12 protein-coding genes and 1 pseudogene are annotated in these 12,577 nt (G+C 69.1%); 9 read left to right on the plus strand and 4 right to left on the minus strand.

Annotated elements, in window-relative coordinates; all coding sequences use genetic code 11:
• Positions 1–86 precede the first annotated feature (86 nt).
• The 7 genes from dcd (at position 87) to rfbA (ending at position 7,450) form a co-directional block, all read left to right on the plus strand.
• Complete coding sequence (dcd, locus tag ACWDTP_RS32725) at positions 87–656, plus strand: dCTP deaminase (protein ID WP_450027377.1); 570 nt, start codon at positions 87–89, stop codon at positions 654–656.
• Between the two features lie 288 nt (positions 657–944).
• The gene (locus ACWDTP_RS32730; protein WP_450027378.1) at positions 945–2,624 is read left to right on the plus strand and encodes a DUF7159 family protein; all 1,680 of its coding nucleotides are present in this window, start codon (positions 945–947) and stop codon (positions 2,622–2,624) included.
• Between the two features lie 100 nt (positions 2,625–2,724).
• Positions 2,725–4,059 carry a UDP-glucose dehydrogenase family protein gene (locus ACWDTP_RS32735; RefSeq protein WP_450027379.1) on the plus strand — a complete coding sequence of 445 codons (1,335 nt, stop codon included), beginning with the start codon at positions 2,725–2,727 and terminating at the stop codon, positions 4,057–4,059.
• Positions 4,060–4,097: 38 nt separating this feature from the next.
• Positions 4,098–5,414 (plus strand): cytochrome P450, encoded by a 1,317-nt coding sequence (locus ACWDTP_RS32740; RefSeq protein WP_450027380.1) that lies wholly within the window; start codon positions 4,098–4,100, stop codon positions 5,412–5,414.
• Position 5,415: 1 nt separating this feature from the next.
• On the plus strand, positions 5,416–6,168 hold the full coding sequence (locus ACWDTP_RS32745) for a maleylpyruvate isomerase family mycothiol-dependent enzyme (protein ID WP_450027381.1): 753 nt from the start codon (positions 5,416–5,418) through the stop codon (positions 6,166–6,168).
• A gap of 18 nt (positions 6,169–6,186) precedes the next feature.
• Positions 6,187–6,555, plus strand: a complete 369-nt coding sequence (locus ACWDTP_RS32750) for a nuclear transport factor 2 family protein (RefSeq protein WP_450027382.1) — start codon at positions 6,187–6,189, stop codon at positions 6,553–6,555.
• Between the two features lie 31 nt (positions 6,556–6,586).
• Positions 6,587–7,450: a glucose-1-phosphate thymidylyltransferase RfbA gene (rfbA, locus tag ACWDTP_RS32755; RefSeq protein ID WP_450027383.1), complete on the plus strand. Its 864-nt coding sequence runs from the start codon at positions 6,587–6,589 to the stop codon at positions 7,448–7,450.
• Here the strand turns inward: rfbA and ACWDTP_RS32760 are convergent.
• From ACWDTP_RS32760 to ACWDTP_RS32770, 3 genes are all read right to left on the minus strand, one after another.
• Entirely contained in the window at positions 7,404–8,648 is a 1,245-nt protein-coding gene (locus tag ACWDTP_RS32760) for a YibE/F family protein (protein WP_450027384.1), read from the minus strand. The genes rfbA and ACWDTP_RS32760 overlap by 47 nt on opposite strands.
• Positions 8,649–8,737: 89 nt before the next feature.
• Complete coding sequence (locus ACWDTP_RS32765) at positions 8,738–10,030, minus strand: pyridoxal phosphate-dependent aminotransferase (RefSeq protein WP_450027385.1); 1,293 nt, start codon at positions 10,028–10,030, stop codon at positions 8,738–8,740.
• 4 nt (positions 10,031–10,034) lie between these two features.
• Positions 10,035–10,382, minus strand: coding sequence for a winged helix-turn-helix transcriptional regulator (locus ACWDTP_RS32770; protein WP_450027386.1), 348 nt, complete (start codon positions 10,380–10,382; stop codon positions 10,035–10,037).
• Positions 10,383–10,448: 66 nt separating this feature from the next.
• On the opposite strand from ACWDTP_RS32770, the gene ACWDTP_RS32775 reads away from it, so the two are divergent.
• Positions 10,449–11,201, plus strand: coding sequence for an NAD(P)H-dependent oxidoreductase (locus ACWDTP_RS32775; RefSeq protein ID WP_450027387.1), 753 nt, complete (start codon positions 10,449–10,451; stop codon positions 11,199–11,201).
• 184 nt (positions 11,202–11,385) lie between these two features.
• A complete protein-coding gene (locus ACWDTP_RS32780; RefSeq protein WP_450027388.1) occupies positions 11,386–11,610 on the plus strand; it encodes a hypothetical protein in 225 nt (74 codons plus the stop codon).
• Positions 11,611–11,655: 45 nt separating this feature from the next.
• Here the strand turns inward: ACWDTP_RS32780 and ACWDTP_RS32785 are convergent.
• Positions 11,656–12,577, minus strand: a pseudogene (locus tag ACWDTP_RS32785) (Fe-S oxidoreductase); the annotation flags it as partial.

Below are 12,577 nucleotides of genomic sequence, written 5' to 3' on the forward strand. Positions count from 1 at the left end.
CAGCTTGGGAAGCTGATGTTCTGCCATTGAACTACATCGGCGGTGTGGCTAGGAAGATTAGCATCCGCAGCCTATACGCTCGTCGGGTGCTGCTCTCCGATCGCGATATCCGGGCCGAGATCGCCGCGAAACGTCTGGCCCTTGAGCCGTTCGACGACGCCCTGGTGCAGCCGTCGAGCATCGATGTCCGCCTGGACAGCCTGTTCCGGGTGTTCAACAACATCCGCTACACCCACATCGACCCCTCGTTGCAGCAGGACGAGCTGACCAGCCTGGTCGAGCCGGCCGAGGGGGATCCGTTCGTGCTGCATCCGGGGGAGTTCGTGCTCGGCTCGACGCTGGAGCTGTGCACGTTGCCCGACGATCTGGCCGGCCGGCTGGAAGGCAAGAGCTCGCTGGGCCGGCTGGGCCTGCTGACGCATTCCACCGCCGGCTTCATCGACCCGGGCTTCTCCGGACACATCACGCTGGAGCTGTCCAACGTGGCCAATCTGCCCATCATCCTGTGGCCGGGCATGAAGATCGGCCAGCTGTGCCTGCTGCGGCTCACCAGCCCGGCCGAGCACCCGTACGGCAGCGCCAAGGTCGGCTCCAAGTACCAGGGGCAGCGTGGCCCGACCCCGTCGCGCTCACATCTGAACTTCATCAAGTCCTAGGTCGCCGATTTCTACGTGAGGGCTGCGGAAACTGTCGGTCAACAGCCCTGCGGTAGAAAGCGACGCCGAACCGGACGGCGTCGTTTGCCGTATTACCGAGTAGGGTCTAACTATCGGCGTCGGCGGGCACCGTACCGTCGGGCTGACCGGAACTGCTGCGCCACCAGCTAACGATTGCGGGTGTAACGATCGAGCTGGTCGCGTCGATGAAGGTTCTAGTTGTCGGCTCGTGCGGCACGTGTGCGCGACGGTGACTTAGGTAGCGTAGCAAACACATTGGAGGGCTTGGTGGACATCGTACTTGGTGTGTCGATGACACCTACGACGGTCCGCATGGTGCTGGTCGAGGGAGATAAAGCCGACGGGGTCACCGTCGATCACGACTCCTTCGACGTCACCGCCGAGGACGGCTCGGCAACCGCGAGCCCGGCCGATCAAGTCGTCGCCGCGGTGCTGGGAACCCAGGAGAGTGCCACCGCAGGCGGACACCAGCTGAAGTCGATCGGCGTCACCTGGAGTGACCATTCGGATGCCTCGGTGCTGCGCGATGCGCTGACCGCGCACGGCATCGACAACGTCATGCTGGTGTCGGAGGGGCACGCCGCGGCCGCACTCGCCCAGGCCGTCGGGCGCGCGGTCGGATACGACACCACCGCCCTGATGTTCATCGACCGAGACACCGCGACGCTGTCGGTGGTGCAGACCGAGGGCGGCTCGGTGGTCAAGGTGCTCGACCGCAGCCTGCACAGCGCCGACGCCATGGCCGTCCTGACCGAGATGGTCGCCGCCGTCGACGAGCAGGACGCCGCGCCGCAGGGCATGTTCGTCGTGGGGTCGGGCGTCGACGTCAGCTCGGTCAAGGCCCACCTGGAACACCTGGTGTCGATCCCGGTCAGCGCCCCCGACGAACCCGGCCTGGCGCTGGCCCGCGGCGCCGCCCTGGCATCGGCCAACGCCCCCGCGTTCGAGGCGTCCACCGTCGGCCTGGCCTATTCGCAGGATCCCGACGGCACGACCGCGGGCAGCGCCTACTCCGGGCTGGCCGGCCTGGCCACCGAGATGGCGCCGGTCAACGGTCAATCCGACGCCGATGCCGCCGCGTTCGCCGATCTGCCGGCCGACGGGGAACGCAAACCGTTCCTGCTCGTCGGCAGCGCCTTGACCTCGGTCTTCGTGGTTGGCGTTGTGGCGCTGGTGATCTCGCTCGCGGTCAGCATCCGACCGACGGTCGACCAGCGGCCCGCGCCTGCGCAGGGTGCGGTGATCCCGAGCGCGCCGGCCAAGGCCCCGGCACCCGTTCCGGAAGCCCAGCCGGTGCAGCAGGCCCCGCCGCCCGCGCCGCCACCGGAGACCATCAAGGCCCCGGTGCCCGTGGTCCAGGAGGCCCCGCAGCCGCAGGCGCCGCCGCGCACCGTCTACGTCGAGCAACCGCAGGCCCCGGCACCGGCGCCGGCGCCCGAGGCGCCTGCTCCGGCCCCCGAGGCGCCTCCGCCTCCGCCGCCGGAGGCTCCGGCCCCGGTCCTGCCCGCCCCGCCGCCGGTCTACAACCCGCCGGTGTACAACCCGCCGGTCGTGGTGGTGCCGCGGCTTCCGTCGATCTTCCGTCCGCCGGTGCCCGACCCGCCGCGCTGGCGTCCGCCGTGGGAACCGCAGCGTCCCCCGCAGCACGACGAGCCGGAGACCCCGCCGTGGCAGCCTCCGTCGCACGACGACGGCCCCAAGGGCCCGCAGTGGCCGTTCCCGGGCTCGGGTTCGGGCGGCCGAGGCTCGGGCGACTGGGAGCCGGGGTCCAGCGGCGGCTCGGGCGGCTGGAATCCCGGTGGTTCGAGCGGCCGTGGCGGCTCGGGTGGATCCGGCGGTGACAGCGGCTGGAATCCGGGTGGCTCGGGTGGTTCCGGCGGCCGTGGCGGATCCGGCGGTGGCGGCGGCGGACTGTGGCCGTTCCCGTCGTTCGGCGGAGGCCACTGAACCAACGCTGACCAGGCCGGACACCAACCGTTACCTGACGTTGGTCTGCCGCTCAGTGTCGCGTAGCGGCTAGCTCATCGGGGCTGCCTATAGAAGCAGTATGCGATGCACCGTTTTCGGTACCGGGTATCTGGGCGCGACACATGCGGCGGGGATGGCCGAACTCGGCCATGAGGTCGTCGGGGTCGACATCGACCCCGGCAAGGTGGCCAAGCTCGCCTCCGGCGATATCCCGTTCTACGAGCCGGGCCTGCGGAAGGTGTTGAACGACAACCTCTCCGCCGGCCGGCTGCGGTTCACCACCGATTACGACGAGGCCGCCGACTTCGCCGATGTGCACTTCCTCGGAGTCGGGACCCCGCAGAAGAAGGGCGAATACGGCGCCGATCTGCGCCACGTGCACGCCGTCATCGACTCCCTGGTGCCGCGGCTGCGCCGGCCCGCGGTGATCGTCGGCAAGTCGACCGTGCCGGTCGGTACCGCCGCCGAGCTGGCCGAGCGGGCCCGCGGGCTAGCCCCGGCCGGTGTGGACGTCGAGGTCGCCTGGAACCCCGAGTTCCTCCGCGAGGGTTACGCGGTGCACGACACCCTGCACCCGGACCGCATCGTCGTCGGTGTGCAGCAGGATTCGGTGCGCGGCGAGGCCGCGGTGCGCGAGCTCTACGGTCCGCTGGTCGAGGAGGGGGTGCCGTTCCTGGTCACCGATCTGCAGACCGCCGAACTGGTCAAGGTGTCGGCGAATGCGTTTCTGGCGACCAAGATCTCGTTCATCAACGCAATCTCGGAGGTGTGCGAGGCCGCCGACGCCGACGTCACCATGCTGGCCGATGCGCTGGGCTACGACCCGCGCATCGGGCGGCGCTTCCTCAACGCCGGGCTCGGTTTCGGCGGTGGCTGCCTGCCCAAGGACATTCGGGCGTTCATGGCCCGCGCCGGTGAACTCGGCGCCAACCACGCGCTGACCTTCCTGCGTGAGGTCGACAGCATCAACATGCGCCGACGCACCGCGATGGTCGAGCTGACCACCCGGGTCTGCGGCGGATCGCTGCTCGGCGCCAATATCGCGGTGCTCGGCGCGGCGTTCAAACCGGAATCCGACGATGTCCGGGACTCGCCGGCGCTCAATGTCGCGGGAATGCTGCAACTCAACGGCGCCACGGTCAACGTCTATGACCCCAAGGCGATCGAGAATTCGCAGCGGGTGTTCCCGACCCTGAACTATTCGACGTCGGTCATCGAGGCCTGCGAGCGTGCCGACGCGGTCCTGGTGCTCACCGAGTGGGCCGAGTTCGTCGAGCTGGACCCGGCCGAGCTGGCCGGCACGGTCCGCGCCAAAGTGGTTGTGGACGGCCGCAACTGCCTCGACGCGATCCGGTGGCAGCAGGCCGGGTGGCGCGTACACGCGCTGGGTCGCGCCGCCGCCCGCGCTGTTTGACGCTTGTCCAACAGAGCGGCCGGTCGTAGGCTCGGCTCATGCGGGAACTGATCCGTTGGCTTTCCCTGCACCAGGTGATCCGGGGCCTGTCCGCGGTCGGGCTGCGCAACGGGGACCCGGCGGCCAGGCTCATCGCCGACCCGCAGGTGCGCGCCGACCCGGCCGCCTTCGCGGATGAGCTTCGGGTCAAGGGTCCGGTCCTGCGCGGCCGCGCGGTGCTGATCACCTTCGACCACACGGTGGCCGGCGAACTGCTGCGCTCCGATGACTTCCGGGTGTCGCGGCTGGGCGGCAACCTGCCCCGGCCGCTGCGCTGGCTGCACGGCAAGGTCGGCACGGGCAGGCTGCACCCGCTGGAACCCCCGTCACTGCTCGCGGTGGAACCGCCCGACCACACGCGTTACCGCAAGCTGGTCTCGTCGGTGTTCACCACCCGCGCGGTGGCTCGGCTGCGGGAACGGGTCCAACAGACCGCCGACGAGCTGCTGGACGGAATGGACGGCGGGTCCGGAGTGGTCGACATCGTCGAGCGGTACTGCTCGCAGCTTCCGGTCGCGGTGATCGGCGACATCCTCGGGGTCCCCGAGGCCGATCGGCCCAACATCCTGCGGTTCGGTGAACTCGGCGCCCCCAGTCTCGACATCGGCCTGTCCTGGGCGCAGTACCGCCAGGTCAACGAGGGCATCGTCGGGTTCGAGAGCTGGCTGAGCGGACACCTGCGCGAGCTGCGCCGCAACCCCGGCGAGGATCTGCTCAGCCAGATCATCCAGGCGTCGGAGGCCGGCGCCGCGGGTGAACCACTCACCGACCAGGAACTGCGGGCCCTGGCCGGGCTGGTGCTGGCGGCCGGCTTCGAGACGACGGTGAACCTGCTGGGCAACGGGATCCGGATGCTGCTCGATCATCCCGAGCATCTGCAGACCCTGGCGGCCCGCCCCGAGCTGTGGCCCAACGCCGTGGAGGAAATCCTGCGACTGGATTCACCGGTCCAGATGAGTGCGCGCGCGGCCCGCGTCGACACCGACGTGGCGGGGATGCGAGTGCACGCGGGTGAGCTGGTGATCCTGCACCTGTTGGGCGCCAACCGCGATCCCAAGGTATTCGCCGACCCGCACCGATTCGACATCGAGCGCGACAACGCCGGGCGGCACCTGTCGTTCTCCGGCGGCAGGCACTTCTGCCTTGGCGCCGCGCTGGCCCGGGCCGAGGGCGAGGTGGGGCTGCGGACGTTCTTCGAGCGCTTTCCCGACGCCAGGCTGGCCGGCAACGGCACCCGCCGCGATACCCGGGTGCTGCGCGGATGGTCGACTCTGCCGATCGCGCTCGGAAAGTCTCGTGCGGCGGTACGTTCGTGAGGTGGATTTCCGAGCCGCATTGCTCGACCAGACCCGTGCCTTCGGGGAGCTGATCGCCTCAGCCGATCCCGCCACCCCGGTCCCGACCTGCCCGGATTGGACGCTCAAACAGCTCTTCCGACATGTTGGACGCGGAAATCGTTGGGCTGCAGAGATAATCGCCGACCGAAGACATACCGAACTCGATCCGCGCGACGTGCGCGACGGTAGACCGCCCGATGATCCCGACGGTGCCACCGCCTGGCTCAACGACGGTGCGGCCCTGGTCCTCAAGGCTGTCGACCAGGTCGGCAGCGATGCCAGGGTCTGGACTTTCCTGGGGCCACGGCCGGCCGGGTGGTGGATCCGGCGCCGCCTGCACGAGGCGACGGTGCACCGGGCCGACGCCGCACGAGCCGTCGGCGCCGACTACGACCTGGACCCCGAACTGGCCGCCGACGCGATCAGCGAATGGCTGGAACGGATATCGGTCGAGGCCAAGAAGTACCACCGAGTTCCGTTGGAGCGCGGCCAAAGCGTGCACCTGCACGCCACCGACGGGGCTCTCGGGCCGACCGGGGAATGGACGATGGTCAACGACGAGGACGGCGTGTCGTGGTCGCACGACCACGGCAAGGGCAGCGTTGCCGTCCGGGGTCCGGCCAAGGATCTGCTGATGGTGGCCACGCGGCGGGCAAGCGTGGCCGATGCCGGCCTGGATGTGTTCGGTGACACCGCGGTCTGGGACGCCTGGCTTGACCGCACCCCGTTCTGAGTGGCGTACGTTTCCTACATGACCACATCGGAGATCGCGACGGTTCTCGCCTGGCATGACGCGCTGAACGACAAGGACTTCGACACGCTGGCCACGTTGTCCAGCGACGATATCGAGGTCGGCGACGCAGCGGGTGCCGCACAGGGCCATGCAGCGCTGCGGGATTGGGCCGAATCGCTGGGCGCCACCGCGGTGCCGGGCCGGTTCTATGTGCACGACGGCGTGGTCGTCGTCGAGCAGACCATCACCGGTGCCGACGGAACATCCACCACCGGCGCGGCGGCGTTCCGGGTGGTGCGCGACCACGTCACCTCGGTGTTCCGCCACGAGACCCTGCAGTCGGCGCTGGCCGCGACTGAGCTCACCGAGCAGGATCTGAGCGGGTGACGGCCGCGCAGGTAACGCCACGGAGGCCGTGATGCGGGGCATCGTCCTGGCCGGCGGGGCGGGAACCCGGCTGCACCCGATCACCATGGGCACCAGCAAGCAACTGGTACCCGTCTACGACAAGCCGATGATCTACTACCCGTTGACCACCCTGATGATGGCGGGCATCCGCGATATCCAGGTGATCACCACCGGCCACGACGCACCGGCCTTCCGGCGGCTGCTCGGCGACGGTTCGGACTTCGGCGTCAACCTCAGCTACGCCGTCCAGGACCGGCCCGACGGCCTGGCCCAGGCGTTCGTGATCGGCGCCGACCACATCGGTAACGGCCCGGTGGCACTTGTGCTTGGTGACAACATCTTCTACGGGCCCGGGCTGGGCACCAGCCTGAGCCGATTCCAGAACGTCAGTGGCGGCGCCATTTTCGCCTACTGGGTGGCCGAACCGTCGGCCTACGGGGTGGTCGAGTTCGACGCGGTCGGCACCGCGCTGTCGCTGGAAGAGAAACCGCAGACACCGAAATCGAACTACGCCGTGCCCGGGCTCTATTTCTACGACAACGACGTGGTGGAGATCGCGCGGTCGCTGCGGCCATCGCCCCGCGGTGAGTACGAGATCACCGAGATCAACCAGACCTACCTCAACCAGGGCAGGCTCTCGGTGGAGGTGCTGGCCCGCGGCACCGCCTGGCTGGACACCGGCACGTTCGATTCACTGCTCGACGCGGGCGACTACGTCCGCACCATCGAACGCCGCCAAGGTCTCAAGATCGGTGCCCCCGAGGAGGTGGCGTGGCGGGTCGGCTTCATCGACGACGATCAGCTGGCCGCCCGGGCCCGGAAACTGCTCAAGTCCGGTTACGGCGCCTATCTGCTGAGGCTGCTGGAGCGTTAGCCGGTGTCGCCAGGACCGCGGCGATCCCCGTCGTCAGCGGCACCGACAGGGCCAGCGCGATACCGCCCACCGCGGAGCGGGCGATCTCGATGGCCACGCTCTCACCGGTCAGCACATCGCCGAGCGACCGGTCGGCCACGCTGAACAGCAGCAGCAGCGGCAGCGCGCTGCCGGCATAGGCCAGCACCAGGGTGTAGACCGTGCTGGCGATATGGTCGCGGCCCACCCGCATCGCCCCCACGAAGACCGACCGCCTGGTGCCGCCGTGCTCGGCGAGTTCGAAAACCGTCGAGGCCTGGGTGACCGTGACGTCGTTGAGCACACCCAGCGAGCCGATGATGAACCCGGCCAGCAGCAGGCCGGTGATCGACACATTGCCCAGATACGCGGCGACCGCGTTGTTCTCCTCCTCGGACAGACCGGTCAGGTGAGTCAATGCGATTGCCGCCCACGATAATACGGCTGCCAGTAGCAGTGACACCAGGGTGCCGAGCAGGGCCGCGCTGGTGCGCAGGCTGACGCCGTGGGCCAGGTAGATCACCGCGTACAGGATGGCCGCCGACGCCACCAGCGACACCGGAACGGCCGAGGCGCCGTCGCGCAGGGCGGGCAGCAGGAACACCACCAGAACACCGAACGCCACCACGATGCCGATCAGTGCCCGCAGCCCGCGCCACCGGGCCACCGCCACCACTACGACCGCGAACGCCGCGGCCAGCCCGACCAGCGGCCAGCTGCGCTCATAGTCGTAGAAGGAGTAGGTCGTCATGCCGGTCGGGTCGACCTGGCGGGTGAGCCGGATATCGTCACCGACCGCCAGGTTGGGCTGCCCCGGCCCGCCGCTGAACTCCAGCAGCGTGTCGGCGCCCCCGTTGGGCCCGGAGTCGATCGCGACGAGCACCTGCACACACGGTCCCTCGGTGGCTGGGGGTGGCGCCGTCAGCACCCCTCCCACCGACTGGTTTCCGCAGGCCGCGGCGCTGTTGGACACGACGTGACCGGCTTCGGTGGTGACCGCCCCGCCGGTGGCGTTCTGGAACGGCAGCGGGATGTCCACCTTCTGCTGGCTCGGCCAGAGCAGCGCGGCGCCGGCGACGACGGCGATGCCGATGGCGACCAGCAGGCCGACGACGATCCTGGCGGCCAGGGGGCCCAGCGGTGCCGGACCGCTCAGCGAATGCGAATGCGAGTGCGCCACCCGGTCAGGGTAGCCACCGCCGCGAGACTACGGTTTGTCGCGGCTTCGAGCCGAATTCTCGCCAAAAACCGTAGTGTCGGCGTGCGGGATTACTGCCGGTAACTCGCCAGGAAGTTGCCGAGCCGTTCGATCGCGCTGGACAGGTCGCGTGCCCACGGCAGCGTCACGATGCGCAGGTGATCCGGTGTGGCCCAGTTGAATCCGGTGCCCTGGGTCAGCAGGATCTTCTCCTGCAGCAACAGGTCCAGCACCAACTGCTCGTCGTCGTGGATGTCGTGTACCTCGGGATCCAGGCGTGGGAACGCGTACAGCGCCCCCTGCGGCTTCACACAGGACACCCCTGGGATCTCGTTGAGCTTGGACCACGCGGTGTCACGCTGCTCGAGCAGCCGCCCACCGGGCAGCACCAGATCGTCGATGCTCTGATGGCCACCGAGCGCGACCTGAATGGCATGTTGGGCAGGCACGTTCGGGCACAGCCGCATATTGGCCAGCAGGCTGATCCCCTCGATGAAGCTGCTCGCGTGTTCCTTCGGGCCGGTGATGACCAGCCAGCCGGAGCGGTAGCCGGCCACCCGGTACGCCTTGGACAGCCCATTGAAGGTGAGGGTCAGGACATCGGGTGCCACCGAGGCCAGGGCGATGTGCTCGGCGTCGTCGTAGAGGATCTTGTCGTAGATCTCGTCGGCCAGCAGCATCAGCTGATGCTTGCGGGCCAGTTCGGAGATCTGCTCCAGGGTCTCGCGGCTGTACACCGCGCCCGTGGGGTTGTTCGGGTTGATCACCACGATCGCCTTGGTGCGCTCGGTGATCTTGGACTCCAGGTCGGCGACATCGGGGTTCCAGCCCTGGGTCTCGTCGCACAGGTAGTGCACCGGGGTGCCGCCGGCCAGCGAGGTCGACGCGGTCCACAGCGGGTAGTCGGGGGCCGGGATCAGCACCTGGTCGCCGTTGTCCAGCAGTGCCTGCAGGGTCATGGTGATCAACTCGGAGACCCCGTTGCCGAGGTAGACGTCGTCGACGTCGAACTTCGGGAACCCGTCGACGAGCTCGTACCGGGTGAACACCGCGCGCCGCGCGCTGGGGATGCCCTTGGAATCGGAGTAGCCCTGCGCATACGGCAGGGCCTGGATCATGTCGCGCATGATCACATCGGGGGCCTCGAAGCCGAACGGCGCCGGGTTGCCGATGTTCAGCTTGAGGATGCGGTGGCCTTCGGCCTCCAGCCGTGAGGCGTGCTCATGTACCGGCCCGCGAATCTCGTACAGGACGTCCTGGAGCTTCGTGGACTGGGCAAACGTACGCGGCTTCGGGCTCTGCCCGGTGTTGTGCCACGGCAACTGATCGGTAGTCACGCTGACCATGGTCTCATCACCGTCCATCGAATTAGGAATCCGCCGACGGCGCGACCCGGTCGGCGAACCCGGCGCCCCAGGCGTCCATCGCCTGCACGATCGGCTCCAGGCTCTGGCCGAGCCCGGTCAGGGCGTACTCCACCTTGGGCGGGACTTCCGGGTACACGGTGCGTCGGACGATGCCGTCCTCCTCGAGTTCGCGCAGCTGACGGGTGAGGGTGCGGGCGTTGACCTCGGGCACCGCACGGCGCAGCTCGCCGAACCGTCGGGTGCCGTCGAGCAGGTGTTTGACCAGGGTGAGTTTCCAGGTGCCGCCCAGCACCGAGATCGCGACCTCGACCGGGCAGACCTGCATCGCGCGACGAACCGGTAGACGCATAAGGGCATCGTAGTGACAAAAATGTCCGTACTGTCGCATTCCGCCGTTTGGTTACACACTGGCACCATGACGCAACATTCAGTGCTCTGGGTCAGTGCCCATCCCGAACCCCGTTCGCTGTCCGGCAGCCTGCGGCGCGACGGGATCGGGCATCTGCGGCGGCACCACCACGTGGTCGAGTCGGATCTGTATGCGATGGAATGGGATCCGGTGCTGCGCCCACCCGGCGGGGCGGACCGGTTCCGGGTCACCGCCGACACTCGATCGGCATATCTGAACCGCACCCAAAGCGCCGACGTCGCCGCCGAACAGCAGAAGCTTCGCGATGCCGACGCCCTGGTCATCCAGTTCCCGTTGTGGTGGTACGGCATGCCCGCGATCCTCAAGGGATGGTTTGACCGGGTATTCGTCAGCGGCTTCGCATTCGGGTCCGACCCGGACACCGGCCGCCGGATGCGGTTCGAGCAGGGGCCCTTCACGGGGAAACGCGCGCTGGTGGTCACCACGCTGGGCGACCGGCCCGCGGCGATCGGGCCGCGCGGAAAGAGCGGTGAGATCGGCGAGATGCTGTTCGGACTGCTGCACGGCACGTTCGCCTACACCGGAATGGATGTGCTGGCTCCGTGGGCGTTGCCGAGCGCGGATTTCACCGACGACTACGACGCGGTCCGTGACGGTCTGCTGGACCGTCTGACCGGCTTGTTCACCGAGGCGACGATCCCGTACCGGCCCCAGTTCACCGGTCAGTACACCGAGAACTGGGAGCTCGTCCCCGAGATCCGCCCCGGCGAGACCGGCCTGTCACTGCACATCGCGTGAGTGCCGGATCGCGGCAGTGTGATCCTGGACACATCCGTCCAACTCCCTGTGGATTCGCTTGGGCGGATACGCACGGGGCGAAAACGTGCGACACGATGGCAGCCAATCCACAGATGGTCGACGGTTTCCCCAGGTCAGGGGCGACGAGGTCATCTATCGCACGGAGAAAGGATTGGTAATCGAGATGGCCCGAATCAACACACTGGCGGCAGCGCTCGGCGCGAGCGCCGTCGTCGCGATGGGAATCATCGCGGCGATGGCCGGTGGCGCCCAGGCCGGCCAACCCACGGTCGCCGCTTCCGGCGGGTCGATGACGACCGGCGAGACCACCACCGTCACCTACACCGGAACGGTCGCCCCCGTGGTCGCCAAACCTCCGGTGAAGGCCAAGCCCTACGGCGGGGGCTGACGGACTGGGCAGTTCGGGCTCGAGTCCGTCTGCGGATCGTGACCCTCAGCGCTTGCCGGGACGCTTGGCTCCCGGCTTGATGCCGAGACCCACCACCGGAGGTTCCGGGGTGGCCTGCTCCTGGGCGGCCGGCGTCTCCGTCGGCTCGTCAGCCGCAGCCGGCTCGGGAGCGGCGGGTGCGGGAGCCGGGGCGGTCTTCTTGGCGCCGGGGCGGCGTGCCCCCGCGGCGATGCCCAGTCCGACCACCGGTGGTTCCGGCTTGGCCGGCTCGGCGGCCGCCTCGGTGGTGGCTTCGGCAGTGGGTGCCTCGGCGGCGGGAGCCGCAGGCGTCGCCTTCTTGGCGCCCGGACGCTTGGCGCCCGCGGCCAGACCCAGCCCCTTGACCGGAGCCGCGGGTGCCGCCGGGGTCTCGGTCGCCGGTGTCTCGGCCGCTGGAGCCTCGGCCGCGGGAGCGGCCGGTGCCGATTTCTTGGCGCCGGGTCGTTTGGCGCCGCCCGCGATGCCCAGCCCCTTGACCGGCGCGGCCGGGGTGGCCGGCTCGGCGGGAGCGGACGCCGCCGTGGGAGCCGCGGTCTTCTTGGCGCCGGGTCGTTTGGCGCCACCGGCCATACCCAGCCCCTTGACCGGAGCCGGTGCCGCCGGTGCGGCGGAAGCCTCGGCGGCCGGGGCCGTCTTCTTGGCCCCGGGACGCTTTGCCGCGCCGGCCATTCCGAGACCGGTGACCGGTTTGGCCTCCGCGGCGGGAGCCGCGGGTGCTTCATCCGGTGCGGCTTCCTCCGCGGCGGGTGCCTCGGCCTCGGCCTTCGCCTCGGCTTCGGCGCGGGCCTCCGCCCGCTTCTCGGATTCCTTTGCCGCCGTGCCCTTCTCGGGCAGGGTGATGGCGCTCTTGTCCAGCGAGTTCAGCAGCAGCTGAGCCACGTCGAGGACCTCGGCCTTCTCGACGTCGCGGCCGCTCGCGATGTCGAGA

The sequence above is a fragment of the Mycobacterium sp. NPDC003449 genome, from assembly GCF_053588415.1.